Here is a 25,813-nt window from a genome sequence, read left to right as displayed (position 1 = left end):
TGCTTGACCGGCGGAGCCGGCGGACTTTGGGCGTCAGTCCTGGAGCGCGCTGTTGCTCCCGGGTACTGCAGCTAGGGCGCCCTGCTCCGCTGCAGGTTTCCGGTCCAGCCCAAGTTCCCGCAGCCGGCGCTCAAGGATCCCGCCAAGAGCCAGGCGGCCTTCGGCGTTCATGTGGACTGCATCAGCGAGGTCCTTTGCCAGTCCGTACCGGGTAAGCCAGTCGCCAGTGGAGACAAAGGACAGTCCGTTGGCTGCCGCCACGGCACCAAGCAAAGCGTCCACCTCGCTCCGGCGGCCGCCGCCGTCGTTTGCTCCCCGTGCCAGGGTGCCGATCATTGCCAGCCGCGTGCCGGGATAGCGGGTGCGCAGTTCGCTGATCAGCCGTTCGGCGTTTCGTGCGATCTGTGCGTTGCTTGCGCCTCCCGCGGCGTCGTTCCCGCCGCCCTCGATCACAATCAGCGCGGGAGTGCCGGCGGGAAGCAACCAGTCCCCGCGCTGCAGCGCGTCCACATAATTACCCGTGGCACCGTTCGCCGCCACGTAGCCGGTACCGCCGCGGCCGCAGAAGTACACGTTGTATCCAGCGGCGGCGAGGCCCAGGCGAGGCCAGCCGTCGGTGGGTTCCGACTGCGAATCGCCAATCAGCAGCACGGTCCGGCCGATGTCCGGCAGTACCGCTTCAATCCTTCCGTTGCCGGCGTTCCTGACGTGGGAAGTGGCTGTCACCGCCGGCTTCGCGCTGCCCGGTTGCCCGGCTGCGGAGTTGCCGTTGCCTGCTTGACCTGCGGCGGCCCGTGACAGGCCACCGTCGGGGGAGCCGGCGGGCGGTCCCTGGCTGGCGGGTCCCAGGGCTGCCGCCACCACGACGAGCCCGGACACCACTGCGGCGGCAGCCCATGCGGCACCGCGCATGGTGCTGGCGTTGGCAGGGGGCATCGTTGTCTCCGGCGTACTTGAAGGATGGGCTCGGTGTCACAGACATCATGCCATGCACGCGGAGGCGGCAGTGAACTTGGTCACACCAGGAACCACCGGCGCCTGAAAGCGGCCTCCCTGCTGGCCGGCAATCCCGCCGGAATTTAGGCCAACAAATGGCTCAGCGGCTAGAATAGAGGAAGGCGCCCTGTGCCAAGGGCCTTGTCCGTCGTGCGTTCCAGTTGGAAATGTCGCGATACAACAGCTGACTCCACTGAATCGAGCCTTTACGCATGTCTGAAACCACCACCAACACCGCGGTAGCCACTGCCTCGCGCAGTGACCTGCGCAACGTCGCGATTGTGGCCCACGTTGACCACGGCAAGACCACTCTGGTCGACGCCATGCTCAAGCAGACCAACTCCTTTGCCGAGCACAACCACCTCGAAGACCGCGTGATGGACTCCGGTGACCTTGAGCGCGAAAAGGGCATCACCATCCTGGCCAAGAACACCACGGTGGCCTACAACGGTCCGTCCTCCAACGGCGAGACCATCACCATCAACGTCATCGACACCCCCGGCCACGCTGACTTCGGTGGCGAGGTGGAGCGCGGCCTGTCCATGGTCGACGGCGTTGTCCTCCTCGTTGACGCGTCCGAGGGTCCGCTGCCGCAGACCCGCTTCGTCCTCCGCAAGGCCCTGGCCGCGCACCTGCCTGTCATCCTGCTGGTCAACAAGACCGACCGTCCCGATGCCCGCATCGAGGAAGTCGTTCACGAGTCCATGGACCTGCTCTTGGGCCTGGCGTCCGACCTGGCGGACGAAGTGCCCGACCTCGACCTGGACAAGATCCTCGAAGTTCCCGTCGTTTACGCTGCAGCCAAGGTTGGCCGCGCATCCCTCGAGCAGCCCGCTGATGGCACCGCCCCGGAGAACGAAGATCTCGAGCCGCTCTTCAAGACCATCATCGAGCACATCCCCGCCCCGACGTACAACCCCGAAGGCGTCCTTCAGGCGCACGTCACCAACCTGGACGCCTCCCCGTTCCTGGGCCGCCTGGCGCTGCTCCGGATCTACAACGGCACCCTGCGCAAGGGCCAGACTGTTGCCTGGGCCCGCGCAAACGGTGAGCTGAAGAACGTCAAGATCACCGAACTGCTGGCCACCAAGGCGCTGGACCGCGTTCCGGCCGAGTCCGCAGGCCCCGGCGAGATCGTCGCCGTCGCCGGCATCGAGGACATCACCATCGGTGAGACCCTGACTGACGCCGAGAACCCGCAGCCGCTGCCGCTGATCACGGTGGACGATCCCGCCATCTCCATGACCATCGGTATCAACACCTCCCCGCTGGCCGGCAAGGTCAAGGGCGCCAAGGTCACCGCCCGCCAGGTCAAGGACCGCCTGGACAAGGAACTGATCGGTAACGTCTCCATCAAGGTGCTCCCCACCGAGCGTCCCGACGCCTGGGAAGTCCAGGGCCGTGGCGAGCTGGCGTTGGCCATTTTGGTTGAGCAGATGCGCCGCGAAGGCTTCGAGCTGACCGTGGGCAAGCCGCAGGTTGTCACCAAGACCGTCGACGGCAAGATCCATGAGCCCATGGAACACATGACCATCGACGTGCCCGAGGAATACCTGGGCGCCGTCACCCAGCTCATGGCTGCCCGCAAGGGCCGCATGACCAACATGGCCAACCACGGCACCGGCTGGTGCCGCATGGAGTTCATCGTTCCGGCCCGTGGCCTGATCGGTTTCCGCACGCGGTTCCTCACGGACACCCGTGGCGCCGGCATTGCCGCTTCCATCTCCGAAGGCTACGAACCGTGGGCCGGCCCCATCGAGTACCGCACCAACGGTTCCATGGTTGCCGACCGCGCCGGTGTTGTGACCCCGTTCGCCATGATCAACCTGCAGGAACGTGGCTCCTTCTTCGTGAAGCCCACGTCCGAGGTGTACGAAGGCATGATTGTCGGCGAGAACTCCCGCGCCGACGACATGGACGTCAACATCACCAAGGAAAAGAAGCTCACCAACATGCGTGCCGCTTCCTCCGACACCTTCGAGAACCTGACGCCGCCGCGCGACCTCACCCTCGAAGAATCGCTCGAATTCGCCCGCGAGGACGAGTGCGTCGAGGTGACCCCGGAGGCCATCCGCATCCGCAAGGTCATCCTGGACACCAACGAGCGTGCCAAGGCCAACCGCGCCCGCGCCAAGGCGTAGCAACTCCGCAGTACCGAAGAATGCCACCGGCTACCAAGCCGGTGGCATTCTGCATTTAAGTTGATGGCTGCGAAATGAAGCCGAGGCTCGTTGTGCAGGGACGGTTCCTGTGGAGCATACTGCACCGTCACCGCGCCCGGGAGTTGTTCACATAGTAGTTTCCGTGGCTGCCCCAGCCACCCCACACGACCAGCATAAAGACATGCCAACTTTGTCTGAAGCGCTGGCTGCCCTGGGCGGCATTGCCGGCACCCGTGCATTATTACTGGTCGGAGTTTCGCGCCGCGATCTTGAAACGGGATTGGCCGGTGGCTCCGTACAGAGAATTGCCCGCGGCGTCTATGCACTCCGAGAGGCAGATCCAGTACTCGTCCACGCTGGGCGCCACCACGCCGTGCTGGGGTGTGTGTCGGCTGCCCGCGCCGCGGGCCTGTGGGTGGTCAGGAATCCAGACAGGCCGCACCTGGCCGCGCCGCACGGGAGGGAAATTTCCGGCTGCGTCGTTCACCGCAGCAAAATTCCCCTCACATCCCTGGACGTCGTTTGCCAGTCGTTGCGATGCCTGCCGCCCCTGGAGGGTCTGACCATTGCTGAATCCGCGGTCAAGACTGGATTCGTCCAACTTCCGGCCCTGCGGGAGCGGTTTCCGGCTGCGCGGGAGAAGAGCCTTCGGCGGCTGGTGGCACGTATTCGCCCCCAATCCGGATCCATCATCGAAACGATGGCCCGGTACCTGCTGGAGGAAGCCGGGCTGACGGTCGAGCTTCAGGTCAGGATCCCCGGGATGGGGCATCTGGATCTCCTGGTTGATGGCCTGCTCGGTATTGAAACCGACGGCTACACGCACCACAGCAGCCGGGAAGCCTACCGGGAGGACCGGCGGCGGTGGAACGTCACCGTTGTCCGGGGTGTTCCAACCCTTCGGGTGACGTTCGAGATCCTGCTCAGCCAGCCAAACGAGTTCGTGCGGATGGTGCAGCAGGCCTTGGCCACGTACCGCACTGCGCGGTGACGGCAAGGTTCGAGGCGCACGGGCAGTCCCTGCACGGTGAGAGGGCTCGTCAGCGAGCAGCCGAGCGGCGCGGGGGAGCGGGCGGCACTTCCTTGGCCGCCACGACCAGCTCCAGGGGAATGACGACGTCGGACTGGCGGGTGCGGACCGTGCAGGAACCGGCGGCGCACGCCAGCAGGTGGCCCAGGGCGTCCGTGAGGCCGCCTTCGATCCGGTATCGCACAACCACCCTGGTACCGGGCTCAGCCGCTGCAAGGAATTGGGCGGGCGCAGGCACTGGCAGACTCACCAGTTCATACTAGGCCGCCGGCTAGGTTCGCGGTAACGGGCTGGGAGATAATAGGCTCAGATGTCAATAGTCCGGCCGAGCTGCCGGATGCAAGAGCCGGCGGGGAAGCCGGAACCCAACGTGGAGAGGCCAGGGACGTGACGTACGTAATCGCGCAGCCGTGTGTGGATGTTAAGGACAAGGCATGCATTGAGGAATGCCCGGTCGACTGCATCTATGAGGGCGAGCGTTCGCTGTACATCCATCCGGACGAATGCGTCGACTGCGGCGCCTGCGAACCGGTATGCCCGGTGGAGGCCATCTACTACGAGGATGACACCCCGGAGGAGTGGGCTGACTACTACAAGGCCAACGTCGAATTCTTCGATGACCTTGGTTCCCCCGGTGGCGCGGCCAAGATCGGCAACACGGGCAAGGACCACCCGATGATCGCCGCCCTGCCGCCGCAGAACCAAGACCACTGACGCGGATAAAAAACGTGACCGCAGCAGTTAATTCGTTTGGCCTGGACCTGCCCGACTACCCATGGGAGGCCATGGCGCCGTATGTGGCCAAGGCCTCGGAGCACCCGGGCGGGGCAGTCAATCTTTCCATCGGGACACCCGTGGATCCCACGCCGCAGCTGGTCCAGGACGCCCTGAAAGCGGCCGCCAACGCCCCCGGCTATCCCACGGTCCATGGCACTCCTGCGCTTAGGGAGGCCATCGCCGGTTGGTTCGAACGCCGGCGCGGCGTATCCGGCCTCGATCCCCGTAACATCATGCCCACGGTGGGCTCCAAGGAGCTCGTTGCGTGGCTCCCGCTGCTGCTGGGCATCAAGCCCGGAGACGTCGTCGTACGCCCCAAGGTGGCCTACCCCACCTACGATATCGGCGCGACTCTCGCCGGCGTTACTTCCGTTGCCACAGACAACCTGGACGAACTCGATGACGCCACCCGTTCGCGCGTGCGCCTCATCTGGGTGAACTCGCCGGGCAACCCCACAGGCAGCGTCCGGGACGCGGAGTCACTGAAGGCCCTGGTAGTCCAGGCGCGTGAACTGGGCGCCGTGGTGGCCTCGGACGAATGCTACGCGGAACTCGGCTGGGGTGACTGGGACGTCCAGCGCGGCGGCCGGCGCGTCCCCAGTATCCTCGATCCGCACGTGGCCGGCGGCTCGCACCAGGGCCTGCTCGCCGTGTATTCGCTGAGCAAGCAGTCCAACCTGGCGGGCTACCGGGCAGCCTTCGTTGCCGGTGATCCGGACCTGATGCCCAACCTGGTCAACAGCCGCAAGCATGCAGGCATGATCGTCCCCTACCCGGTCCAGGAGGCCATGCGGGTGGCGCTGGGTGATGATAACCACGTCGAGGCCCAGAAGGACCTGTACCGCGGCCGGCGGGAACGCCTGGTGCCCGCCCTGCTGGACTTCGGCCTGGAGATCAAGGAGTCCGACGCCGGCCTGTACCTGTGGTCGACAGCCGGGGAGGACACGTGGGCCACGGTGGCCCGCCTGGCTGAGCGGGGCATCGTGGTGGGTCCGGGCGTTTTCTACGGAGACGCGGGCAATGGCTATGTGCGCGTGGCCCTGACGGGATCCGACGAGCGGATCGACGCGGCGGTTGCACGGCTGGCCGGATCCGGTGCCTAAGGGCGCGTAATATTCTTGTGACTCGTACCACATCCGGCGCATTTTAGGCCCCAAGGGAAGCCTGCGGATTAGTGACACCCGCCAAGGAGCGGTACTCTTTAAGCTGACGATCAATGGTGGCTTTCTACAAGAAGGCAGCCCGGGTGTTGGAACCTGTCTTCTCAGGCTCAAGTGCGCGGCTCACCTGATGTTGGATCAAGCTTTCGACAGAGGCCGAAGACGCCTCATGAAGGGGACTCCATGACTGAGACCAACAATGCTGCGACCCTGCTCCACGCAGGTGGCGAGCTGAAGCTCCCGCGCATCCAGGTTGTTGAAGGGAACGAAGGTTACGACGTCTCCAAGCTGCTGAAGCAGACCGGTGCCGTCACGTTCGACCCCGGCTTCATGAATACCGCAGCAACCACCTCGGCAATCACCTACATCGATGGCGATGCGGGCATCCTGCGCTACCGCGGATACCCCATCGAGCAGCTGGCGCAGCACTCCAGCTTCCTCGAGGTGTCCTACCTGCTGATCTACGGCAACCTGCCCACGCCCACCGAACTGGACGAGTTCGACCAGAAGATCCGGCGCCACACCCTGCTGCATGAAGAGCTCAAGGGCTTCTTCGGCGGCTTCCCCCGCGACGCACACCCCATGCCGGTGCTGTCCTCGGCGGTGTCCGCGCTGTCCACGTTCTACCAGGACTCGCTGGACCCGTTCAACGCCGAGCAGGTGGAGGTTTCCACCATCCGCCTCATGGCCAAGCTGCCGGTCATTGCCGCCTACGCGCACAAGAAGTCCATCGGCCAGCCCATGCTGTACCCGGACAACTCCATGAACCTGGTGGAGAACTTCCTGCGCCTCAGCTTCGGCCTGCCGGCCGAGCAGTACGAGCTGGATCCGGTCATCGTCAAGGCCCTGGACCTGCTCCTCATCCTGCACGCGGACCACGAGCAGAACTGCTCCACCTCCACCGTGCGCCTGGTGGGCTCCTCCAACGCCAACCTCTTCGCCTCCGTTTCGGCCGGCATCAACGCCCTCTTCGGCCCTGCCCACGGTGGCGCCAACGAGGCCGTGCTGAAGATGCTTCGCCAGATCCAGGCCGAGGGCCTCAAGCCCGAGGACTACATGGAGAAGGTCAAGAACAAGGAAGACGGCGTCCGCCTCATGGGCTTCGGGCACCGGGTCTACAAGAACTACGATCCGCGCGCCAAGATCGTCAAGGCCACGGCCCACGAAATCCTCAGCAAGCTCGGCGGCAACGACGAACTGCTGGACATCGCCATGCGCCTGGAAGAGAAGGCGCTCAGCGATGACTACTTCATCCAGCGCAAGCTCTACCCCAACGTGGACTTCTACACCGGCCTGATCTACAAGGCCATGGGCTTCCCCGAGAAGATGTTCACCGTCCTGTTCGCCATCGGCCGCCTTCCGGGCTGGATTGCCCAGTGGCGCGAAATGATCAGCGACCCGAACACCAAGATCGGCCGCCCGCGCCAGCTGTACATCGGTGAGCCGGAGCGCGACTACCCCGCACGCTGAAACCAGGCATTACAAATGCGGCCGCCCACCTTTTCCAGGTGGGCGGCCGCATTTGTTTCAATCGAGTGCTCCGTACTGGTCGTTCTGACGGGCCAGAACGACAAGTACGGAGCAATCGACGCGGTCAGGAGGCGTAGCCCTGCGGGTTGTTCTTTTGCCAGCGCCAGTGGTCCTCGCACATCTGGTCCACGGTCTTGGTGGTGGACCAGCTCAGGTCCGCCAGCGCAGACGTGGCATCGGCCCAGAATGCCGGGAGGTCTCCTGCCCGGCGCCCGGTGATCTCGTAGGGGATGGGCTTGCCCACGGCCTTCTCGAAGGAGCGCAGGACTTCCAGGACGGAGGAGCCCTTGCCGGAGCCCAGGTTCCAGCGGAACACGCCGGTCCGCGCGGCGATGTGGTTCAGCGCGGCCACATGTCCGTCGGCCAGGTCCACCACGTGGATGTAGTCGCGCAGGCACGTGCCGTCCGGTGTGTCGTAGTCACCGCCGAAGACCATGAGCTTCTCGCGGCGGCCCACGGCCACTTGGGCGATGAACGGGACGAGGTTGTTGGGGATGCCCTGCGGGTCTTCACCAATACGGCCTGAGGGGTGCGCGCCCACCGGGTTGAAGTAGCGCAGCAGTGCTATGTGCCAGCGCGAGTCGGCGGCGCCGAGGTCGGAGAGGATGTCCTCGATCTGTTCCTTGGTGCGCCCGTAAGGGTTGTTGGCGCCGATCTCCATCTTTTCCACGTAGGGGATGGGGTTGTGCTCCCCGTAGACGGTGGCCGACGAGCTGAAGACGATGGACCGGACGTCGTGCCTGTCCATGACCCGGACCAGGTTCAGTGTGCCTACCAGGTTGTTGTAGTAGTACTTCAGCGGCTCCTGCACCGATTCCCCCACGGCCTTGAGTCCGGCGAAGTGGATGACGGCGTCGATGGCATTCCCGGCGAAGACTTCCTCGACGGCGGCCTCGTCCACCAGGTCCACGTTGTGGAACTCCGCGGTCTTGCCGGTAAGTTCAGCCACGCGGCGCAGCGACTCCTCGCTGGAGTTGACCAGGTTGTCGATGACGACCACGTCGTGGCCGGCTTCCTGCAGGGAAAGAACAGTGTGGGATCCGATGTAGCCGGTGCCCCCTGTGACCAAGATTTTCATGCCTCAACGCTATCCCACGCGGAGTGTTGGCCGCCGCCGTGTTCCGGATGGCGGGCGCCGTGTGACTGAGTAATGGAAGCACAAGTGTGCTAGTAAGAATGGTGCCCAAAATAGTAGACGCCGATGCCCGGCGCCAGGACGTAGTTCAGGCGGTCCTCCGCATCATTGCCGTGGATGGGCTCGAGCGTGCATCGCTGCGCGAAGTGGCGGATGAAGCCGGATTGGCAGTGGGTTCTGTCCGGCACTATTTCCAGGGCAGCGAGGAGCTCCTGGCGTTTACTTTCGGTACGGTGGTGGACCGGGTGGTCAACCGTCTCAAGGTCCTGTTGCCGGCCGTGCAGAGGACTGCCAGAGCCAGTACCGAACAGCGGGAGGCGGTTTTAACCCTTTTGGGTGGCTTGCTTCCACTGGATGAGGAATCGGCTGTTGAGGCCTGCGCCTGGCTGGCCTTCAAGAACGCTGCGCGGATCAGGCCGTTTCTGGCCGCCGAAGCGGACCGCAGCCACCGTGAAGTCGCGGCCATTATGGGCGGACTCGTCGCTTCCCTGCTCCCGGATAGCGAAGCGCAGGAAAACCTGGTGGTGGAAGCGGAACGTCTCCTGGCCACGCTGGACGGACTATGCATGCATGCCCTGCTGCAGCCGGGCTGGATGACGGCCGCCATGTGCCGCGACGTGCTTGAACGGCACCTGGACGGGCTGGGGCGGTAAGCGATCAAAACCCTGTCCTGCACTTCCGTGAACTGGCTGCGGGAATAGACTGATAGCCGGGTACGCCGGATGGGATCATGACGCCCGGCATGGGTAGGCCAGGGAAGGACTTTGGATGCATCACGCAAGCGGTTCAGGGTGGCAGATCACCACCGACACGTCCGGGCCGATGATGATTGCTCTTTACGTCCGGGACGCGGCCGGCCTGAACGGAGTGGGGCGTCCCATGCTGTCTCATGCGGCACCCAAGGTCCGTTCCGCTGACCACACCCACCTGACGGCGGACGTTGGCGGCCTCGGCGCGCTGAAAACCGAATGGGAGGCCTGGTGGGAGCAGCTGCTCAAGGCCCATCCGCACACATCCCCTGAACTCTCCCCGCCCAGTTTTGAAGCGTTTGGCAACTCTCCGGCGCTCCAGCGGGTCCTGCAGGCCCATTTCGGCTCCGCCCTCACCTGGGCCAGGGAGCGCAGGAGTGAATATGCGGGGCTTGAAGCCGAACGCGTCGCCAGCGGAACTGACCAGCTGCTGGAGGACATGGTGGACGACAGGCTGATGGAAGTGGGCCGGGACTCTCGGGATTTCACGCTGACCATCATTGAGTTGCCGCTCGACGAGCAGCGGGCCTGGTACCTGGAGCCGGACAAGATCATCATGAGCCGGCAGCTGATGGGGCAGCCCGAACTGTTCCGCAGCTACGTCCAGCCGGTGCTGGAGATCCTGGTCTAGCTTTCCAGGCAGGACGACGGCGGCCGTCAAGTGCCGCCGTCGTCCTGCCGTACGGTGATGCGCACCTGCCCGTCCTGGGCCCCCGAGGCCTGCCATCCGTCCCCACCGGGGCGGTCCCAGCTGCGGCCGCCCACTTCCACCTTGGTCACGGCCAGGTCCTTGGCGTTCGCAACCGCCCACTGGGCGACAGACCACGCCAGCGCTCCGTCTGCGTTTACCACCAGGGTGGCGCCATCCACCTGCGCATCAACCCCGCCATATGCCTGGTCAAGTTCGGTGACCACAGCTGCTGAAGTCCCGCCCGCCGCCGGGGAGCGCAGCGTGCACTGGACGCCCGCCGGGGTCTGTCCGGTGAGCCCTGAGGCGAAGGCCCGTCCCATCTCCTCGTGCTGCGCATAGGCCTTGGGGTAAGCGGATTTCTGGACCTGCTGGGCCGCGTCAGTGATATCCAGTGCCTCGTACCCCGGGATCTTTACCAGGGCGTCATAGAAGGCGTTGACGGCGTAGTAGGGATCCATGATCTGGGCCTCCGTGCCCCAGCCCTGGGAGGGCCGCTGCTGGAAGAGCCCCCGCGAGTCTGGTCCGGCCTGGTCGCCGTGCCCAATGTTGCGCAGCTTGGACTCCTGCATGGCGGTGGCCAGGGCTATGGTGGCGGCCCGGGGCGGCAGGCCGCGCCGGACGGCCGCCGCGGTGATCAAGGCTGCGTTGGCAGCCTGGTCCGGCGCCAGCTCCCCGGTCCGGTCACCGGCGGTGGCTGTGCAGCGTTCCGAAACAAGGGTCTCCGAACGCTGCACAAAGTACACCGCCGTGTAGATGCCTCCCGCTGCCAGTGCCAGGGTGAGGAGCAGCACCGCCAGGCGGCGCAGGCCGCGTCTGCGTGCCACGAAGGGATTAGTTGGCGTGCAGGGCGTCGTTCAGTTCCACGGTCTGGCCCTTGCGGGGCAGGGCCTCCACGGCGCCCGTGGTGGAGTTGCGGCGGAACAGCAGGTTGGGTACGCCGGAGAGCTCGGCGGCCTTGACGATCCTGGTGGTGTCCTCACCAACCTCGTCCTTGGGGCCCGGAACGCGGACGCGCGTGCCTGCCGTGACGTAAAGCCCGGCTTCCACCACGGAATCGTCACCGATGCTGATGCCCACGCCGGAGTTGGCCCCAAGCAGGACGCGCTCACCGATGGTGATCTTCTCCTTGCCGCCGCCCGACAGGGTGCCCATGATGGAGGCGCCGCCACCCACGTCGCTGCCGTCACCGGTCACCACACCTGCGGAAATGCGGCCCTCAACCATGGACGTACCCAGGGTGCCGGCGTTGAAGTTCACGAAGCCTTCGTGCATGACGGTGGTGCCCGGGGCGAGGTGGGCACCCAGGCGGACGCGGTCGGCGTCGGCAATCCTGACCCCGCTGGGCACCACGTAGTCCACCATGCGGGGGAACTTGTCGATGCCGTAGACCGTGACAGCACCACGGCGGCGCAGCCTGGCGCGCGTCAGTTCGAAACCTTCGACGGCGGCCGGACCGAAGTTGGTCCACACCACGTTGGGGAGCTTGCCGAAAATGCCGTCCAGGTTGATGGTGTTGGGCTGGACCAGGCGGTGCGAAAGGAGGTGCAGCCGGAGGTAGGCGTCGGCGGTGTCAGCCGGGGCTTCATCGAGGTTGATCTGGACAAAGACAACCTTCTGTTCCGTGCCGCGGTCATGGTCAGCGCCGTTCTCGGCGATCTGCAGCAGTGTTTGGTCCGCGTTGTCCACCGAGCGGAGGTTCTCCGCTGCAACTCCCAGGGCCGGTGCCGGGAACCAGACGTCCAGGACGGTGGCATCCCCCGTGGCGATGGTGGCCACGCCAAAGCCGTGGGCGGAGCGGTCGTCAGCGTTGGAGGTCAGGGTTTCGGGCACGGCGGAGGAAGCGGTCTCAGTCATGTGCCCCAGTCTATCGAGGGCCGGGCATGGGGTTCGAACTAGACTGGCTTCGTGACTGCTGAAACCGCCCCTGACCCGTCCGTGTCAACCCTCGACCTCCGCCAGGACGTGGCGCTGCTGACCGCAGCGCTGATGGACATCAACAGCGTGTCCGGCAATGAGAAGCAGCTCGCCGACGCTGTCGAAGCCGCTTTGCTGGAGGTTCCCCAGCTGACCGTGGTGCGCGACTGCGACGCCATCATCGCCCGGACCGAACTCGGCCGCAGTGAACGCGTCATCCTGGCAGGCCATCTGGACACGGTGCCCCTTCCGCTGACTGAAGGCTCCAGGGGCACTGTTCCTTCAAGCTGGGAGTCCGGCATTCCGGGGGAGGGTGTCCTCTACGGCCGCGGTGCCACGGACATGAAGGGCGGGGTGGCGGTCCAGCTCGCCCTGGCAGCAGGAATGTTCGACGGCGGAACGCAGCCCCAGCGGGACGTCACCTTTGTCTTTTACGACCACGAAGAGGTGGAAGCGGTGAAGAGCGGCCTGGGCCGCCTGGTCCGCAACCATGGAGACCTGCTGCAGGGGGACTTCGCCATCCTGCTGGAACCGACGGACGGAACGGTGGAGGGCGGCTGCAACGGCACCAGCCGGTTCGAGGCCAGCACGGTGGGGGAAGCCGCACACTCGGCCCGCGCATGGATGGGCAGCAACGCCATCCACGCCGCAGCGCCCATCCTGGCCCGCCTGGCAGCCTACGAACCCCGGACCATCAACGTTGACGGACTCGACTACCGGGAAAGCCTCAACGCGGTGAAGATCAACGGCGGCACGGCGGGCAACGTCATTCCGGACCGCTGCGTGGTGGAGATCAACTACCGGTTCGCTCCGGACAAGACGCCGGACCAGGCTGAAGCCCACGTACGGGACCTGCTGGCGGGCTTCGACGTTATTCGCACCGATGCCGCTGCCGGCGCCCGGCCTGGGCTGCAGCACCCGGCTGCTGCCTCCTTCGTTGCCGCCGTGGGAGCCGAGCCCAAGCCCAAATACGGCTGGACCGACGTCGCCCGCTTCAGTGAGCTGGGCATCCCGGCGGTGAACTTCGGGCCCGGGGATGCGCTGCTGGCGCACAAGGACAACGAGCACGTCCACGCCGACGCCATCCGCAAGTGCCTTGCCGCCTTGGAGAGCTGGCTGGCAGCGTAACCGCGGCCGCCGCCCACAAGGCACAAAAAGGTCCGGAACTCCCGCGGGAGTTCCGGACCTTTGCTGTTGTAAGCCTTAGGAAGCTACGGAGCCGCAGCTTCCAGGACGTCGGGTTCGGCTTTCGCCATACCGCCTGCAGCCTTCTTGGACCCGCGGCGCTCGATCCACACGGCGAGCCGTGAGACCGAGATGTTGATGGCGATGTAGATGGCCGCCGCCACGAAGAAGATCGGGAACAGGTACTGCGTGCCCAGGAAGTCAGCCATGACCTGGACCGCCCGCAGGAGCTCACCGTAGGCCACGATGTAGCCAAGCGAGGTGTCCTTCAGCAGCACCACCATTTGCGCCACGAGCGAAGGCATCATGCGCCGGATCGCCTGCGGCAGCTCGATCAGCATGCGGGACTTGTAGCTGGTCAGGCCGATGGCCAGGCCCGCTTCCCGCTGCCCCTTGGGCAGGGACTGGATGCCGGCGCGGATGATCTCAGCGAACACCGCGGCGTTGTACAGCACCAGGCCGGCTACGACGGCGATGAAGGCGGAGGTGCCGAAGCCCAGCAGGATGAAGAGCATCATCAGGACCACGGGCATGCCGCGCAGGAATTCCAGGATGACCCGGATGGGAACCCGGATAGCTGCGGCGTCCGAGATGCGCAGCAGGCACAGCAGCAGGCCCAGGGGGAACGCGATGACTGCCGCGAGTGCGGCCGCGGAGAGCGTGGATCCCAGCCCTTTACCGAGCAGCTGCCACACGTCGGCGCGGGTAAAGATCTGCCAGCGGCGGGCCTCGAAGATGCCCTGTTGGGCAAGAATCAAGACCACCCAGGCCAGCAGGCCGAGAATCAGCAGGCCGCCGATAATGGAGGCAATGAGGGAGACCCGGCGTGCTTTGGGACCGGGAACGTCGTAAAGAACCGAGCTCATCGGGCAATCGCCACCTTTCGTTCAACCGTGTTGGCGAGGATTCCCAGCGGGACGGTGAGGAGCAGATAGAAGAACGCCGTGCCGAGCAGGACGGTGATGACGGCGTCGCCGTTGGCGTTGGCCAGCTGCCGGCCGTAGCCGAACAGCTCCAGGACGAAGAAGGCGCCGGCCACGGAGGAGTTCTTGACGAGCGCGATCAGGATGTTGATCAGCGGCGGGATCACCGTCCGCAGTGCCTGGGGGAGGATGATGAGCGAGAGCACCTGGCCGAACTTCATGCCGATGCTGCGTGCTGCCTCGGCCTGGCCCACAGGCACGCTGTTGACACCCGAGCGGACAGCTTCGGCGATGAACGCGGCGGTGTAGGTGCTGAGGGCGATGATGGCGGCAATCTCGAACTGCTCGAACTTGACCCCGATGCGGGGGAGGACGACTGCTGCGAAGAAGAACGCGATGGTCAGCGGGGTGTTGCGGAGGACTTCCACGTACACGGTGCTGAAACCGCGGAGCGCCGCAACCGGGGAGACGCGTGCCGCGGCAAGCAAGGTGCCGAGGATCAACGCGAAGATACCGGAGACGACGGAGAGAAAGAGAGTGCGGAGAAAACCTTCCCAGTACAGGGGCAGGTTTGCAAAGATGACGTCCATTAGATCCTTCGGCTGTAAGCGTGGACGGATTGAAGGCTGCGCTGCCGGGACCGTTGTGCGGCCCCGGCAGCGTGGCGGACGCTACTTAGTAACGGTTGATGGCCGGGAGGCTGGGTGCGGTCTTAATGACCGATCCTGCAGTGGCTTCCCAGGCCTTCTTGTAGGAACCGTCCTTTTCGAAGGTCTCCAACTGGTCGTTGATCCAGTTGCGGAACTCGGTGTCGCCCTTCTTCAGGCCGATGCCGTAGGGCTCCTTGGTGAAGGTTTCGTCGGAGGCAAGTTTGAAGGCGTCCGGCTCCTTGTCGACGAAGCCGGCGAGGATCACGTTGTCAGTGGTCACGGCTTCCACCTGCTTGTTGCGCAGCGGCTCCAGGCAGGCGGAGTAGGTGGCGGCCGGGACCAGTTCCGCGCCGTACTTGTCCACGATCGTGGCGGCCGGGGTGGATCCGGTGACGGAGCAGACCTTCTTGCCCTTGACGTCCTCGGGCTTCTTGATGGAGTCGTTGTCCTTGTTAACCATGAGGGCCTGGCCGGCTTCGTAGTACGGGCCGGCGAAGTCGACAACCTGCTTGCGCTTGTCGCTGATGGTGTACGTGGCGATGACCAGGTCCACCTTGCCCTGCTCGATGAAAGGCTCGCGGTTGGCCGAAACGGTCTCGGACCATTCGATCTTGTCAGCGGCGATGCCCAGCTTGGCGGCGATCAGCTTGCCCATTTCAACGTCGAAACCTACGGGCTTGCCGTCAAGGCCGACCTGGCCGAACAGCGGCTGGTCGAACTTGGTGCCGATCTTGATGGTGCCGGCGGAAGACAGCTTGGCCATGGTGGTTCCGGCAGCGAACGACGGCTTCTCAACCGGGCTGGGGTTGCTGGAGCCGCCGGAGTCTCCGCCGCCACAGGCGCTGAGTGACAGTGCGAGGGCAGCGGTAGCCGCCACGACGAAGGACTTTCGCCGGGACATAAATGCCTTCATGACATTCCTTTCATTGATGGCCGCGGGTATTCCGGCCTGGATGCGAACTGAAGTGTGGTTGTTCGAATAAGTCAGTGGGTGAGGAGCTTGGACAGGAAGTCCTTGGCCCGGTCACTCTTCGGGTTGGTGAAGAATTCCTCCGGAGTGGCGTCCTCCACGATCTGGCCGTCCGCCATGAAGACCACGCGGTCGGCGGCCTTCCGGGCAAAGCCCATCTCGTGGGTGACCACGATCATGGTCATGCCTTCCTTGGCGAGCTGGACCATGACGTCCAGGACCTCGTTGATCATTTCGGGGTCCAGTGCGGACGTGGGCTCGTCGAACAGCATGACCTTCGGCTTCATTGCCAAGGCACGGGCGATCGCAACGCGCTGCTGCTGGCCGCCCGAGAGCTGGGCCGGCAGCTTGGGGGCCTGGTGGCCCACGCCCACCCGTTCAAGGAGCGCCATGGCGTCCTTTTCCGCTGCCGCCTTGGAAACGCCTTTGACCTTGATGGGTCCCAGGGTCACGTTTTCAAGGATGGTTTTGTGCGCGAACAGGTTGAACGACTGGAAAACCATTCCGACGTCGGCGCGGAGCTGTGCGAGTTCCTTGCCTTCCTCGGGGAGGACTTTCCCGTCGATGCTGATGGTTCCGCCCTCGATGGTCTCCAGGCGGTTGATGGCCCGGCAGAGGGTGGACTTACCGGAGCCGGAGGGCCCGATGACCACAACAACCTCGCCCTTGCGGACCTGGAGGTTGATGTCCTTCAAAACGTGCAGCTGGCCGTAATGCTTGTTAACGGCGTTCAGGGAGACGAGAGTATCGCCGGGCACATGAGTAGTCATAGAGACGAATCTAGCGAACAACAGTCCGTTATGACGCCAATCACCCCAAGTTCCTGCTGATCGTGATTCAAGAGATACCTGGAGTTGGAGGTTAGCCTAGGGGAATGAGCATCAATGCAGATCCGGCCAAGAATTCGCAGCCGCGCCGTAAAGGCCCTCTTGAGCTGCGCCGCAAACAGGCGGCCGTGGATATGTCGGACCAACATCTGCTTGATACCAAGGGCCCGGGCCAGTTCGTCCATACCGACCCCTGGCGGGTCCTGCGGATCCAGAGCGAATTCGTCGAAGGCTTCGGGGCACTGGCGGACATCGGCAAAGCGGTGAGCGTCTTCGGCTCCGCCCGGACCAAGCCCGGCAGCATCTACTACGAGATGGGCGTGGAAGTGGGCCGCAAGCTCGCCGAAGCCGGAGTCGCCGTGATCACCGGCGGCGGCCCGGGCTCCATGGAGGCGGCCAACCGGGGAACGGTGGAAGGCAACGGCGTATCGGTGGGCCTTGGCATTGAGTTGCCGTTTGAGCAGGGCTTGAACCAGTGGGTGGACCTGGGGATCAACTTCCGTTACTTCTTCGCCCGCAAGACCATGTTCGTCAAATATGCACAGGGCTTCATCGTGCTGCCTGGCGGCCTGGGCACCTTGGATGAGCTGTTCGAAGCCATGGTCCTGGTCCAGACCCGGAAGGTGACATCCTTCCCCATCGTGCTCCTCGGCGTCGAATTCTGGGGACCGATGATCGACTGGATCAGGGGCACCCTGGTGGCCGAAGGCATGGTTTCAGAGAAGGACCTGGACCTCATCCAACTCGTGGATGATCCCGCGGAAGCCGTTCACCGGGTCCTGCATGGCGGAGTGACGCCGTCCATGAACGGGGAGCAGCGGCCGGAGTAGCCGCAGGCCAAAGTCCGGGCCGATGGTCTGGCACGATGGAACAGTGAGCTTCTTTCTGGTTTTCCTCGCCGTCGTGCTGGTAGCGGCGGTCCTTTGGGCCGGCCTGGGCCGGCGCTCCCGCAAGACCGGCGGGGCTGCGCTGCCCGCCCTGCTGAACGGGGGATTCGAAGAGCCGCCCGCCAACCTCCCGCCCGTCCTCCTGCCCGAGCATGCCGTTCCGGAGGACGTGACCCGTCTGCGCTTCTCGCTGGGCCTGCGCGGCTACAGGATGGACCAGGTGGACCAGGTCCTGGACGAACTGCGTGACCAGTTGGCCGCACGGGATGCGGAACTGGCAGAGCTGCAGAGCCGGCTGGCTGCCGTGGAAGGGCCCAAGGAGCAGTCTTCCGACGACGGACTCCCGGCCCCCGGTACGGCTCTGGAAGAGCCGGGCGCGGGAGAGGGCGGGAACCGGGCCGTGCATGAGGATGCTGCCCCGGGGAAGGGCGGCCTGTGAGCACGGTGGCCCGCCGCAACCCGCTGGCCTCTGCCGGCAGCATGGCCCACCGGGCGGCTTCCGCCGTCGGCGGCTGGCCATGGTGGCTCCAGGTCACCGCTCTGTACGCCGGTGCCCGGCTGGTCTCAGCCTGCATCTTCATGGCCGCGGCGCTCCACCAGGGCCCCAACCCGTGGTTCCCGCCAAAGCCGGACTACTGGAACTTCATCAATATCTGGGATGCCCGCTGGTACGCCCAGGTCATCGCCAACGGCTACCCGTCAGTCCTTCCCACGGACACCGCCGGCAACGTCCAGGAGAACACCTGGGCTTTCTACCCGTTGTTTCCGGCGCTGGCCGGCGGCCTCAGCCGCCTCACCGGCCTGAACCCTGCCGCCTCGCTCGCACTGGTCGCCATGCTGGCGGGCTGGGCCGCCGCCCTTGTGGTGTACGCGCTCTTCCGGCAGAAGGCTCCGCACGCCGCAGCCATGTGGGGCACGGCGTTCTTTTCGAGCTTTCCCGTCTCCGCCGTGCTGCAGGTGCCTTACGCCGAGCCGCTGTCACTCCTGCTGCTCGCAGGGGCCCTGCTGCTGGTGGTGCGCCGGCAGTACCTGTGGGCCGTCCCCGTGGTGGTCCTGTTGTGCCTGTCCCGGCCCGTCGGCGTTCCCTTCGCCGCCACGCTGGGGCTGCTGCTGGCCTTCCGCGCCGTTGCGTACGTCCGCAACGGGCGGCAGCGCGGTCCGGCTGAGGGAGCCCACTCCGCAAAGGACCTGGCCGCACTGACCGGACTCACCGTCGTCGCGGGCGTAGCCGCCCTGGCGTGGCCTGCCGCGGCGTGGGCAGCGACGGGGGACCTGCAGGCGTATACCAAAACCGAAACAGTGTGGCGGGGCCGGGACCTGGTTCCTTTCAAACCGTGGTTCGACACCGGCGTCGAACTCTTCGGCCCTGTGCCGGGCGTCCTCGCGCCCCTGGTTTTCGTGGCGCTGTTCGGCGCGATGCTGTTCCTGCCCCCGGTGGTGCGGCTCGGCGTCGAACTGCGGCTCTGGTGCGCCTGCTACATGGGGTACCTGCTGGCGTTCCTGCACCCCCAGACCAGCACCTTCAGGATGCTGCTGCCGCTGTTTCCCCTGGCCTTGGGTGCGGTGTTCCTCTCCCGGTCCAGGGCGTACCGGGGGACGGTGGTGGCCATGTTCGTGCTGCTCCAGATCGTCTGGATCGTGTGGCTGTGGGCGTGGGCGCAGCTGCCCGGCGGAGGGGATTATCCGCCGTAGCAAAACGGGCTTTCGCGCAGGTCAGGCCGGGAATGACACGGTCAGGGAAATGTCCATCGATTAGCTACGTGCGGGTAATTCCGCGATAATGATAGGTAAGCAAGGACAAAAGCATTCAGAAAACGCGCAGCCTTGGCGATGGTCCAACCACCCCGCCATAGCGGCCTGATCGACATGCGGACACAGCCCGCCCGGGCTGATTAGTCCTGGGACAAAATGGAGGGGAATTCCTCATGGCGGCTATGAAACCACGCACCGGCGACGGCCCAATGGAAGTCACCAAGGAGGGCCGCAGCCTGATCATGCGGGTCCCGCTCGAAGGCGGCGGGCGCCTGGTGGTCGAACTGAACGCTGCCGAAGCAGCCAACCTCAAGGAATGCCTGGTAGGCGTTACCGAATAGTCGTGCCGGACAGGGTGCGCAGCCCGCCGGCTGCGCACCCTGTCCTTTTGCAGCGCCTATTTCTTGACGGCCACCAACAGGCCGTCCCCGGTGGGGAGCATCGCGGAAGCCAGCCTGTCGTCGTCGCGGATTGCCCTGCCCACCTGCCGCAGGGTCACCGTGTTGGGCTCGCGCCCCGCAGGGTTGGCCACCTTGTCCTTGTCCAGGGCGTCATTAATGATCAGCAACCCCGCACGCTTGAGAAGCCGGATGGCCTGTTCCACGTAGCCGGGCAGACCGGGCTTGTCCGCGTCGATGAAGACCAAATCATAGGCGCCATCCGTGAGCCGCGGCAGGACGTCGCCCGCGCGCCCGGAAATGGTGCGGGTCCGGTTGGCGGGACTGCCTGCCTCCGCGAACGCCTCGCGGGCAGCGCGCAGGTGTTCCACGTCCACGTCGATGGTGGTCAGGACGGCGTGCGGGCCAAGGCCGCGCAGCAGACAGACGCCGGAGACGCCGGCGCCGGTGCCAATCTCGACGGCGGTCTGGGCCTTGGAAGCAGCAGCCAGTACCGTGAGGACGGCGCCCACGCCAGGGCTGATGGCGCTTACCCCCAGTTCAAAAGAGCGTTCCCGGGCCCGAAGCATTACCTCATCCTCAGCGGGCAGATCTTCTGCATAGGACCAGCTGCTGGACTTGTCGGCGCTCATGGATAATCGCTTTCTGGGCGTAAAGGGGGAATGTCTCTTCCAGCCTACTGTGTCCGGCCCGGCTGGCCTGGGACGCAGGCGTTGCGCCCAAGGCTGAAGTTCGCCGGCAGTCAGGAAATTCCCAGCCAAGTTTGACATGATTGGTATCCGCTCATCCAAAAGGTGACCGGCGCCGAATCAGAGATGTCAACAGTATCCGGGCGTTAGCATTCCACGAGGGGAGTGGACGATGTCATCTTCAGTTGTGGCACCTGTCCCTGCAGTAAACAATCCCGATGATGAGTGGGTCCGTCCCACCTGGGAAGAAGTGGTCACCAACCACTCCGCGAAGGTTTACCGGCTGGCCTACCGCCTGACCGGTAACAAGTTCGACGCCGAGGACCTCACCCAGGAGGTCTTTGTCCGTGTGTTCCGTTCGCTGGAGAACTTCAAGCCCGGAACTCTCGATGGCTGGCTTCACCGGATTACCACCAACCTGTTCCTAGACCAGGCCCGGCGGAAGACCCGCATCCGTTTCGACGCCTTGGCGGAGGATGCAGAGTCCCGGCTGCCCGGCCGCGAGCCGGGCCCGGAGCAAAGCTTCGAGCTGAACAACCTGGACCTGGACGTGCAGGCCGCGCTGGAGGAACTGCCGCCGGACTTCCGTGCCGCCGTTGTCCTGTGCGACCTCGAGGGACTGTCCTACGACGAAGTTGCCGAGGCCCTGGGCGTGAAGCTGGGCACCGTCCGTTCGCGCATCCACCGGGGCAGGACCATGCTGCGTGAAAAGCTGGCCCACCGCGATCCGCGCCCGCAGCAGTCCCGCCGCAAGCTTTCGATGCCGCGCATCGCCGGCATCCTCTGAACGGCACATGAGGTCCCAGTTTCCTTTCGGCGGCAGGCATCAGCGCACCGGCAGCCACCTTGAGGCCTGCCAGGAGTGTGCTGCCACCGTACGCCGTGAACGGCAGTATCTTGAGCGTCTTCGGGATGCTCCAATTCCGCCGGCCAGCCAGGACCTGACGGCACGGCTGCTGGCCCGCACCCACGAACTGGCTGCCCAGCCGCCCGCCCCGGTGGAGGCGCACCAGGGCGTCACTACCCGCATGGCCGCCCGGGCGCTTGCACTCACCGCCGGCGGAACCATGGCAGCGGCCGGGGTGCTGGCCGTGGGGGCGTTCACGGCAGCGGGAGACCCTGCGGCCGGTGAACCGGCAGGGACCGAAGCGGCCTTTTCGCACGTCTCGTCCCAAACCCCCGCGGACGGCAGGACCCTGAGCGCCGCGCAACTGGCCACCCTGCGCTCAGAAGGGTGGGCCTGTCCGGAACTGCAGGCCATGGGATTCCATGTGGAAACGGCCAAGGCGCTGGTGGTTGACGGGGAGCCTGCAGTGGAGCTGCGCCTCACCGACGGTGCCCATCACGCCACTGTCACGGAACAGCACCTCGTCCCCAGGGAGGCGGCAGGCCAGGCGCCCCCGGTTCCGGGGAATGCGGCGCCGGAGACCGCCGCTGACTGGGCCGCCGGGCAGGCAGGCGGGACTTCTCCGTGGTCCGCCACCTACCGGGCCGCCGGCCTCACCATCACTTACCGCTCCGACCTGCCCCCCGAGCAGGCCGATGATGCCATGCCCATCCTCAAGCGGCTTGCCGATACCGCCGCGGAGGGGGTCGCCGCAGCCGTCCCGGAGCAGCCGGAAGGGCAGGCTGCGGAGCCGCTGGATGCCCGGCTGGAGCGCGGAATCACCAAGATCGCGGCCCTGTTCACCCAGTGACACGGACTGTTCACCCGTCCGCCGGACGGGAATCGTCACTCGCAGCCCGGAGAGGGTAATCTTCCTAAAGTGTTTGGAATCAACGGCCCGGAGTTCATCCTTCTGCTGATCATTGGTGTGCTGGTGATCGGCCCCCAGCGGCTGCCTGAATATACCCAGAAGCTGGCAAACCTGGTCAAGGAAGTCCGCCGGATGGCCAACGGTGCGCGTGAACAGATCAAGGAAGAAGTGGGCATCGACATCGACGATGTCGACTGGAAGAAGTACGACCCACGCCAGTACGATCCCCGGCGCATCATCAAGGAAGCACTGCTCGACGACGACACCAAACCCGTCAGCGCAGGCGCCCCCGCCGCGGTGGCGGCAGTTTCTGGAGCAGCGGCCGTAGCAGAGGCGGCGCCCAAGCGGCCCGAAAGAGTTGTGCAAAGGCTGGCACCGGGGGAGACCGCCCCGTTCGACACTGAAGCCACCTAGGCAAGTCCGTTTCCGGGAGCGGCCCGGATCAACCCTTGGGCCTCCGCTTCCGGCACGCCCAGTCAGCGCGGCTGCAGGCCCAGCTTCATCCCGGCAAGGCCGCGTGGTTTGGCGGCAAGCCGCCCGGCGATGCCTTCCAGCGCGGCAGCCGCTGCGGCCTCGGGCCTTCCAAGGACGATCGGAACGCCTGCATCTCCGCCTTCGCGAAGTTGGATGTCCAGCGGAATCTGGCCCAGCAATGGTACGTCCGCTCCCACTGCGGCGCTGAGCCGTTCCGTAAGCACCGTCCCGCCGCCGCTTCCGAAGAGCTCCATGCGGCCGCCGTCGGGCATGTCCAAATAGGACATGTTCTCGATGACGCCGGCGATCTTCTGCCCCGTCTGGGTGGCGATGGCGCCTGCCCGTTCGGCGACGTCGGCCGCGGCCGCCTGGGGCGTGGTGACCACCAGGATTTCGGCCTTGGGCAGTAGCTGCGCAACGGAGATGGCGATGTCACCGGTACCCGGCGGGAGGTCCAGGAACAGGGCATCGAGGTCGCCGAAGTAGACGTCGGTGAGGAACTGTTCCAGCGCCCGGTGCAGCATGGGTCCCCGCCAGGCAACAGGCTGGTTGCCGGTCACGAACATGCCGATGGAGATGACCTTCACGCCGTAGGCGACCGGCGGAAGGATCATGTCGTCTACCTGCGTGGGAGCCTGGGTGATGCCCAGCAGGGCAGGAACGGAGAAGCCGTAGACGTCCGCGTCCACGATGCCCACCCGGAGGCCCTGGGCGGCCAGGGCGGTGGCCAGGTTGACCGTTACCGAGGACTTTCCCACCCCGCCCTTGCCGCTGGCCACCGCGTAGACCCTGGTCAGGGAATCCGGTTCGTTGAAAGGGATCTTCCGCTGGCCGCCGGGGCCCCGCAGCTTCTCCTTGAGGGTGTCGCGCTGGGCCTGGTCCATCACCTTGAGCTCGACGTCGACGGCGGTGACGCCGGGTACCGCGGAAAGGGCCTTCCGGGAATCGGCGGTAATGGTGTCCCGCAACGGGCAGCCCGCGATGGTAAGCAGGACTGCCACGGTGACCTTGCCGTCGTCGGAAACCTGAACGGAGTCCACCATGCCCAGCTCAGTGATGGGGCGGCGAAGCTCCGGATCGATGACCGTGGCCAGGGCATTGTTGACTGCCTCGACCAATGCGGTGCTGGCAATGGGTGTGCTCATTAACGGTCCTGTGTGGAGTGGCCGGGCTTGACCCGGGGGATCTGCTGGGTGCGCGGGTTGCGCTGCCGGTCCCGCTGTTCGCGCAGTTTGTCCTTGACCTTATCCCGTGGGGACTCGTGCGAACCCGGACCCGAACTGTCATGGGTCCGCAGCTCCTCCTGGGCGTCCAGGAGGTCTTCAAGGAGCGAGCGCAGCTCTGCCCGGACGTAGTCACGGGTGGCCACCTCGCGCAGCGCGATCCGCAGGGAGGCCAGCTCCCGGGTCAGGTACTCGGTATCGGACAGGTTGCGCTCGGCGCGCTGGCGGTCCTGCTGCAGCGAGACGCGGTCACGGTCATCCTGCCGGTTCTGCGCCAGCAGCAGCAGGGGCGCTGCGTAGGACGCCTGCAGCGACAGCATCAGGGTCAGCAGGGTGAAGCCAAGATCCCTTGAATCGAACTGCCACTCCACTGGCGCCCAGGTGTTCCAGCCCAGCCAGAAGATGCAGAACACCGTCATGTAAACCAGGAACTGCGGCGTACCCATAAACCGGGCAAAGCCCTCGGTGGCATGGCCGAAGGCGTCCGGATCCGGCGAGAATTTAGGGAGGATCCGTTGACGGGCGCTCAAAGGTGTGTCGAGGCTGCCTTTTGATTCCGCATTGGCCAGGTTCCGCTGGTTGGTGTTCTTGGGAGCGCTGTTGTCAGCCAATGCGGCCACCGAGCTTTCTTATCGGGGCTTCGCCGTCATGGGCGCGCCAGTCGTCCGGCAACAAGTGATCCAATACGTCATCAACAGTCACCGCCCCCACAAGCCGGCCGGTGTCATTGACCACGGGGAGGGAGTTCAGGTTGTAGGTAGCCAAGGTCCGCGCCACTTCGCTGATGTGGGCTTGGTCTGACAGCGGTTCAAGGTTCTTGTCCACGAGGTTTCCGAGTGCCTCGAACGGCGGGAAACGCAGCAGCTGCTGGATGTGCACTACCCCCAGGAATCGGCCCGTGGGTGTTTCGAGCGGCGGACGGGCGATGAAGATCGACGACGCCAGGGCGGGGGAGAGCTCCTCCCGGCGCACGTGTGCCAGGGCCTCGGCGACGGTGGCCTCAGGGGGCAGGATGACCGGCACCGGGGTCATCAGGCCGCCGGCGGTATCTTCGTCGTATTCAAGCAGGCGGCGGACATCCTCGGCGCCTTCGGGCTCCATCAGCTGGAGCAGTTCCTCGGCCTGGGCAGAGGGGAGTTCACCGAGGAGGTCGGCGGCGTCGTCGGGATCCATCTCCTCGAGGACGTCGGCGGCGCGCTGGACATCCAGGGCGGAGAGGATTTCCACCTGGTCGTCCTCCGGCAGTTCCTGGAGGACGTCTGCCAGCCGTTCGTCCTGCAGTTCGCTGGCCACTTCGAAACGGCGCTTGTCGCTCATCTCCTGCAGGGCCTCGGCGAAGTCGGCGGGTTTGAGGTCCTCGTGGTTGGCCACGAACTGGGTGGCGGCCTGCGGCTCGGTGCGCGGTCCCTGCTGGGCGTCCGCCCAGTCAATGATCAGGGTCTCGTTGCGGCGCAGCCGGCTCAGGGGGGACAGGGAATGGCCGCGCCGGACGAAGAGCTTGCTGACGAACCAGTCGCGGGACCTGTGCTGGTCGATGGCGATGTCCTCGATGGTGGCGTCGCCGCTGCCGTCGCGGAGGGTGACCCGGCGGTCGAACATCTCGGCCACCACCAGCGTTTCCGCTCCGCGCTGTTCAAAGCGGCGAAGGTTGACCAGGCCCGTGCAGATAATCTGGGTCTGGTCGATCGAGGTAATGCGGGTCATGGGCACGAAGACACGCTTCTTTCCCGGAACTTCCACCACGATGCCCACCACGTGGGGGGCTCCCTGGGTTCCCCGGGACAGCACAACAACATCGCGCAGCCGGCCCAGGCGGTCGCCCAGGGGGTCGAAGACGTCGAGGCCCAGGAGGCGTGCCACGAAGACGCGTGTAGGTGTTGTACTCACCACTACAGGCTACCGAGTCTGCTCTCTTTTAGCTGAATTTACAGGCG

The 25,813-nt window shown here is 65.3% G+C and carries 28 protein-coding genes; 15 read left to right on the top strand and 13 right to left on the bottom strand.

Going from position 1 to position 25,813, the window contains the following annotated elements:
* Positions 1 to 33: 33 nt before the first annotated feature.
* Positions 34 to 936 (bottom strand): SGNH/GDSL hydrolase family protein, encoded by a 903-nt coding sequence (locus tag ACTAQI_RS09630; protein ID WP_457950781.1) that lies wholly within the window; start codon positions 934 to 936, stop codon positions 34 to 36.
* 272 nt (positions 937 to 1,208) lie between these two features.
* Here ACTAQI_RS09630 and typA point away from each other — a divergent pair, with 272 nt between their 5' ends.
* Together typA and ACTAQI_RS09620 are read left to right on the top strand one after the other, a co-directional pair.
* Positions 1,209 to 3,137 (top strand): translational GTPase TypA, encoded by a 1,929-nt coding sequence (gene typA / locus ACTAQI_RS09625; RefSeq protein WP_457950780.1) that lies wholly within the window; start codon positions 1,209 to 1,211, stop codon positions 3,135 to 3,137.
* Positions 3,138 to 3,339: 202 nt separating this feature from the next.
* On the top strand, positions 3,340 to 4,149 hold the full coding sequence (locus tag ACTAQI_RS09620) for a hypothetical protein (protein ID WP_457950779.1): 810 nt from the start codon (positions 3,340 to 3,342) through the stop codon (positions 4,147 to 4,149).
* Between the two features lie 49 nt (positions 4,150 to 4,198).
* On the opposite strand, the gene ACTAQI_RS09615 is transcribed toward ACTAQI_RS09620, so the two are convergent.
* A complete protein-coding gene (locus ACTAQI_RS09615; RefSeq protein WP_457950778.1) occupies positions 4,199 to 4,438 on the bottom strand; it encodes a putative acetyltransferase in 240 nt (79 codons plus the stop codon).
* A gap of 137 nt (positions 4,439 to 4,575) precedes the next feature.
* On the opposite strand from ACTAQI_RS09615, the gene fdxA reads away from it, so the two are divergent.
* The 3 genes from fdxA to ACTAQI_RS09600 all read left to right on the top strand — a co-directional run bounded on the left by fdxA (position 4,576) and on the right by ACTAQI_RS09600 (position 7,595).
* Positions 4,576 to 4,902 (top strand): ferredoxin, encoded by a 327-nt coding sequence (fdxA, locus tag ACTAQI_RS09610; RefSeq protein ID WP_013601705.1) that lies wholly within the window; start codon positions 4,576 to 4,578, stop codon positions 4,900 to 4,902.
* 14 nt (positions 4,903 to 4,916) lie between these two features.
* On the top strand, positions 4,917 to 6,068 hold the full coding sequence (gene dapC / locus ACTAQI_RS09605) for a succinyldiaminopimelate transaminase (protein WP_457950777.1): 1,152 nt from the start codon (positions 4,917 to 4,919) through the stop codon (positions 6,066 to 6,068).
* Positions 6,069 to 6,308: 240 nt separating this feature from the next.
* Positions 6,309 to 7,595: a citrate synthase gene (locus ACTAQI_RS09600; protein WP_056334606.1), complete on the top strand. Its 1,287-nt coding sequence runs from the start codon at positions 6,309 to 6,311 to the stop codon at positions 7,593 to 7,595.
* 124 nt (positions 7,596 to 7,719) lie between these two features.
* Here ACTAQI_RS09600 and galE read toward each other — a convergent pair whose 3' ends face one another.
* Entirely contained in the window at positions 7,720 to 8,733 is a 1,014-nt protein-coding gene (gene galE / locus ACTAQI_RS09595; protein WP_457950776.1) for a UDP-glucose 4-epimerase GalE, read from the bottom strand.
* Between the two features lie 101 nt (positions 8,734 to 8,834).
* Here galE and ACTAQI_RS09590 point away from each other — a divergent pair, with 101 nt between their 5' ends.
* Complete coding sequence (locus ACTAQI_RS09590; protein ID WP_457951029.1) at positions 8,835 to 9,443, top strand: TetR/AcrR family transcriptional regulator; 609 nt, start codon at positions 8,835 to 8,837, stop codon at positions 9,441 to 9,443.
* Positions 9,444 to 9,558: 115 nt separating this feature from the next.
* Positions 9,559 to 10,170: a hypothetical protein gene (locus tag ACTAQI_RS09585; RefSeq protein ID WP_457950775.1), complete on the top strand. Its 612-nt coding sequence runs from the start codon at positions 9,559 to 9,561 to the stop codon at positions 10,168 to 10,170.
* 26 nt (positions 10,171 to 10,196) lie between these two features.
* Here ACTAQI_RS09585 and ACTAQI_RS09580 read toward each other — a convergent pair whose 3' ends face one another.
* Both ACTAQI_RS09580 and dapD read right to left on the bottom strand, forming a co-directional pair.
* Positions 10,197 to 11,054, bottom strand: a complete 858-nt coding sequence (locus ACTAQI_RS09580) for a hypothetical protein (protein WP_457950774.1) — start codon at positions 11,052 to 11,054, stop codon at positions 10,197 to 10,199.
* A 7-nt stretch (positions 11,055 to 11,061) separates the two neighbouring features.
* Complete coding sequence (dapD, locus tag ACTAQI_RS09575; protein ID WP_457950773.1) at positions 11,062 to 12,084, bottom strand: 2,3,4,5-tetrahydropyridine-2,6-dicarboxylate N-succinyltransferase; 1,023 nt, start codon at positions 12,082 to 12,084, stop codon at positions 11,062 to 11,064.
* Positions 12,085 to 12,135: 51 nt separating this feature from the next.
* On the opposite strand from dapD, the gene dapE reads away from it, so the two are divergent.
* Entirely contained in the window at positions 12,136 to 13,272 is a 1,137-nt protein-coding gene (gene dapE / locus ACTAQI_RS09570; RefSeq protein WP_457950772.1) for a succinyl-diaminopimelate desuccinylase, read from the top strand.
* Positions 13,273 to 13,355: 83 nt separating this feature from the next.
* On the opposite strand, the gene ACTAQI_RS09565 is transcribed toward dapE, so the two are convergent.
* The 4 genes from ACTAQI_RS09565 to ACTAQI_RS09550 all read right to left on the bottom strand — a co-directional run bounded on the left by ACTAQI_RS09565 (position 13,356) and on the right by ACTAQI_RS09550 (position 16,642).
* A complete protein-coding gene (locus tag ACTAQI_RS09565; RefSeq protein WP_457950771.1) occupies positions 13,356 to 14,195 on the bottom strand; it encodes an amino acid ABC transporter permease in 840 nt (279 codons plus the stop codon).
* The gene (locus ACTAQI_RS09560; RefSeq protein WP_457950770.1) at positions 14,192 to 14,842 is read right to left on the bottom strand and encodes an amino acid ABC transporter permease; all 651 of its coding nucleotides are present in this window, start codon (positions 14,840 to 14,842) and stop codon (positions 14,192 to 14,194) included. Before ACTAQI_RS09560 ends, ACTAQI_RS09565 begins: the two co-directional genes overlap by 4 nt.
* Positions 14,843 to 14,927: 85 nt before the next feature.
* Complete coding sequence (locus ACTAQI_RS09555; RefSeq protein ID WP_457950769.1) at positions 14,928 to 15,815, bottom strand: glutamate ABC transporter substrate-binding protein; 888 nt, start codon at positions 15,813 to 15,815, stop codon at positions 14,928 to 14,930.
* Between the two features lie 71 nt (positions 15,816 to 15,886).
* Positions 15,887 to 16,642, bottom strand: coding sequence for an amino acid ABC transporter ATP-binding protein (locus tag ACTAQI_RS09550; protein WP_214946026.1), 756 nt, complete (start codon positions 16,640 to 16,642; stop codon positions 15,887 to 15,889).
* 104 nt (positions 16,643 to 16,746) lie between these two features.
* Between ACTAQI_RS09550 and ACTAQI_RS09545 the strand changes: the two genes are divergently transcribed.
* The 4 genes from ACTAQI_RS09545 to ACTAQI_RS09530 all read left to right on the top strand — a co-directional run bounded on the left by ACTAQI_RS09545 (position 16,747) and on the right by ACTAQI_RS09530 (position 19,679).
* A complete protein-coding gene (locus ACTAQI_RS09545) occupies positions 16,747 to 17,529 on the top strand; it encodes an LOG family protein (RefSeq protein ID WP_457950768.1) in 783 nt (260 codons plus the stop codon).
* 43 nt (positions 17,530 to 17,572) lie between these two features.
* Entirely contained in the window at positions 17,573 to 18,025 is a 453-nt protein-coding gene (locus tag ACTAQI_RS09540; RefSeq protein WP_457950767.1) for a DivIVA domain-containing protein, read from the top strand.
* Positions 18,022 to 19,278 (top strand): hypothetical protein, encoded by a 1,257-nt coding sequence (locus ACTAQI_RS09535; protein WP_457950766.1) that lies wholly within the window; start codon positions 18,022 to 18,024, stop codon positions 19,276 to 19,278. Before ACTAQI_RS09540 ends, ACTAQI_RS09535 begins: the two co-directional genes overlap by 4 nt.
* A gap of 233 nt (positions 19,279 to 19,511) precedes the next feature.
* On the top strand, positions 19,512 to 19,679 hold the full coding sequence (locus ACTAQI_RS09530) for a DUF3117 domain-containing protein (RefSeq protein WP_009357720.1): 168 nt from the start codon (positions 19,512 to 19,514) through the stop codon (positions 19,677 to 19,679).
* Positions 19,680 to 19,735: 56 nt separating this feature from the next.
* Here ACTAQI_RS09530 and ACTAQI_RS09525 read toward each other — a convergent pair whose 3' ends face one another.
* The gene (locus ACTAQI_RS09525) at positions 19,736 to 20,368 is read right to left on the bottom strand and encodes an O-methyltransferase (protein ID WP_457950765.1); all 633 of its coding nucleotides are present in this window, start codon (positions 20,366 to 20,368) and stop codon (positions 19,736 to 19,738) included.
* 229 nt (positions 20,369 to 20,597) lie between these two features.
* Here ACTAQI_RS09525 and sigE point away from each other — a divergent pair, with 229 nt between their 5' ends.
* From sigE to ACTAQI_RS09510, 3 genes are all read left to right on the top strand, one after another.
* The gene (gene sigE, locus ACTAQI_RS09520) at positions 20,598 to 21,212 is read left to right on the top strand and encodes an RNA polymerase sigma factor SigE (protein WP_159631489.1); all 615 of its coding nucleotides are present in this window, start codon (positions 20,598 to 20,600) and stop codon (positions 21,210 to 21,212) included.
* A gap of 7 nt (positions 21,213 to 21,219) precedes the next feature.
* Entirely contained in the window at positions 21,220 to 22,122 is a 903-nt protein-coding gene (locus ACTAQI_RS09515) for an anti-sigma factor (RefSeq protein WP_457950764.1), read from the top strand.
* A gap of 69 nt (positions 22,123 to 22,191) precedes the next feature.
* Complete coding sequence (locus ACTAQI_RS09510) at positions 22,192 to 22,596, top strand: Sec-independent protein translocase TatB (RefSeq protein WP_457950763.1); 405 nt, start codon at positions 22,192 to 22,194, stop codon at positions 22,594 to 22,596.
* A 62-nt stretch (positions 22,597 to 22,658) separates the two neighbouring features.
* Here the strand turns inward: ACTAQI_RS09510 and ACTAQI_RS09505 are convergent, their stop codons facing one another.
* From ACTAQI_RS09505 to ACTAQI_RS09495, 3 genes are read right to left on the bottom strand one after another with little or no spacing between them, the layout of a single operon-like run.
* Positions 22,659 to 23,801, bottom strand: coding sequence for an Mrp/NBP35 family ATP-binding protein (locus ACTAQI_RS09505; protein ID WP_457950762.1), 1,143 nt, complete (start codon positions 23,799 to 23,801; stop codon positions 22,659 to 22,661).
* Positions 23,801 to 24,499 (bottom strand): DUF1003 domain-containing protein, encoded by a 699-nt coding sequence (locus ACTAQI_RS09500; protein WP_457950761.1) that lies wholly within the window; start codon positions 24,497 to 24,499, stop codon positions 23,801 to 23,803. The genes ACTAQI_RS09505 and ACTAQI_RS09500 overlap by 1 nt, the downstream gene beginning before the upstream one ends.
* On the bottom strand, positions 24,483 to 25,766 hold the full coding sequence (locus ACTAQI_RS09495) for a magnesium transporter MgtE N-terminal domain-containing protein (RefSeq protein ID WP_457950760.1): 1,284 nt from the start codon (positions 25,764 to 25,766) through the stop codon (positions 24,483 to 24,485). The genes ACTAQI_RS09500 and ACTAQI_RS09495 overlap by 17 nt, the downstream gene beginning before the upstream one ends.
* Positions 25,767 to 25,813 lie beyond the last annotated feature (47 nt).

This window comes from Pseudarthrobacter sp. alpha12b, assembly GCF_054130495.1.
The sequence above is the reverse complement of the archived record's forward strand: the minus strand, read 5'-3'. Positions and strand labels throughout refer to the sequence as shown.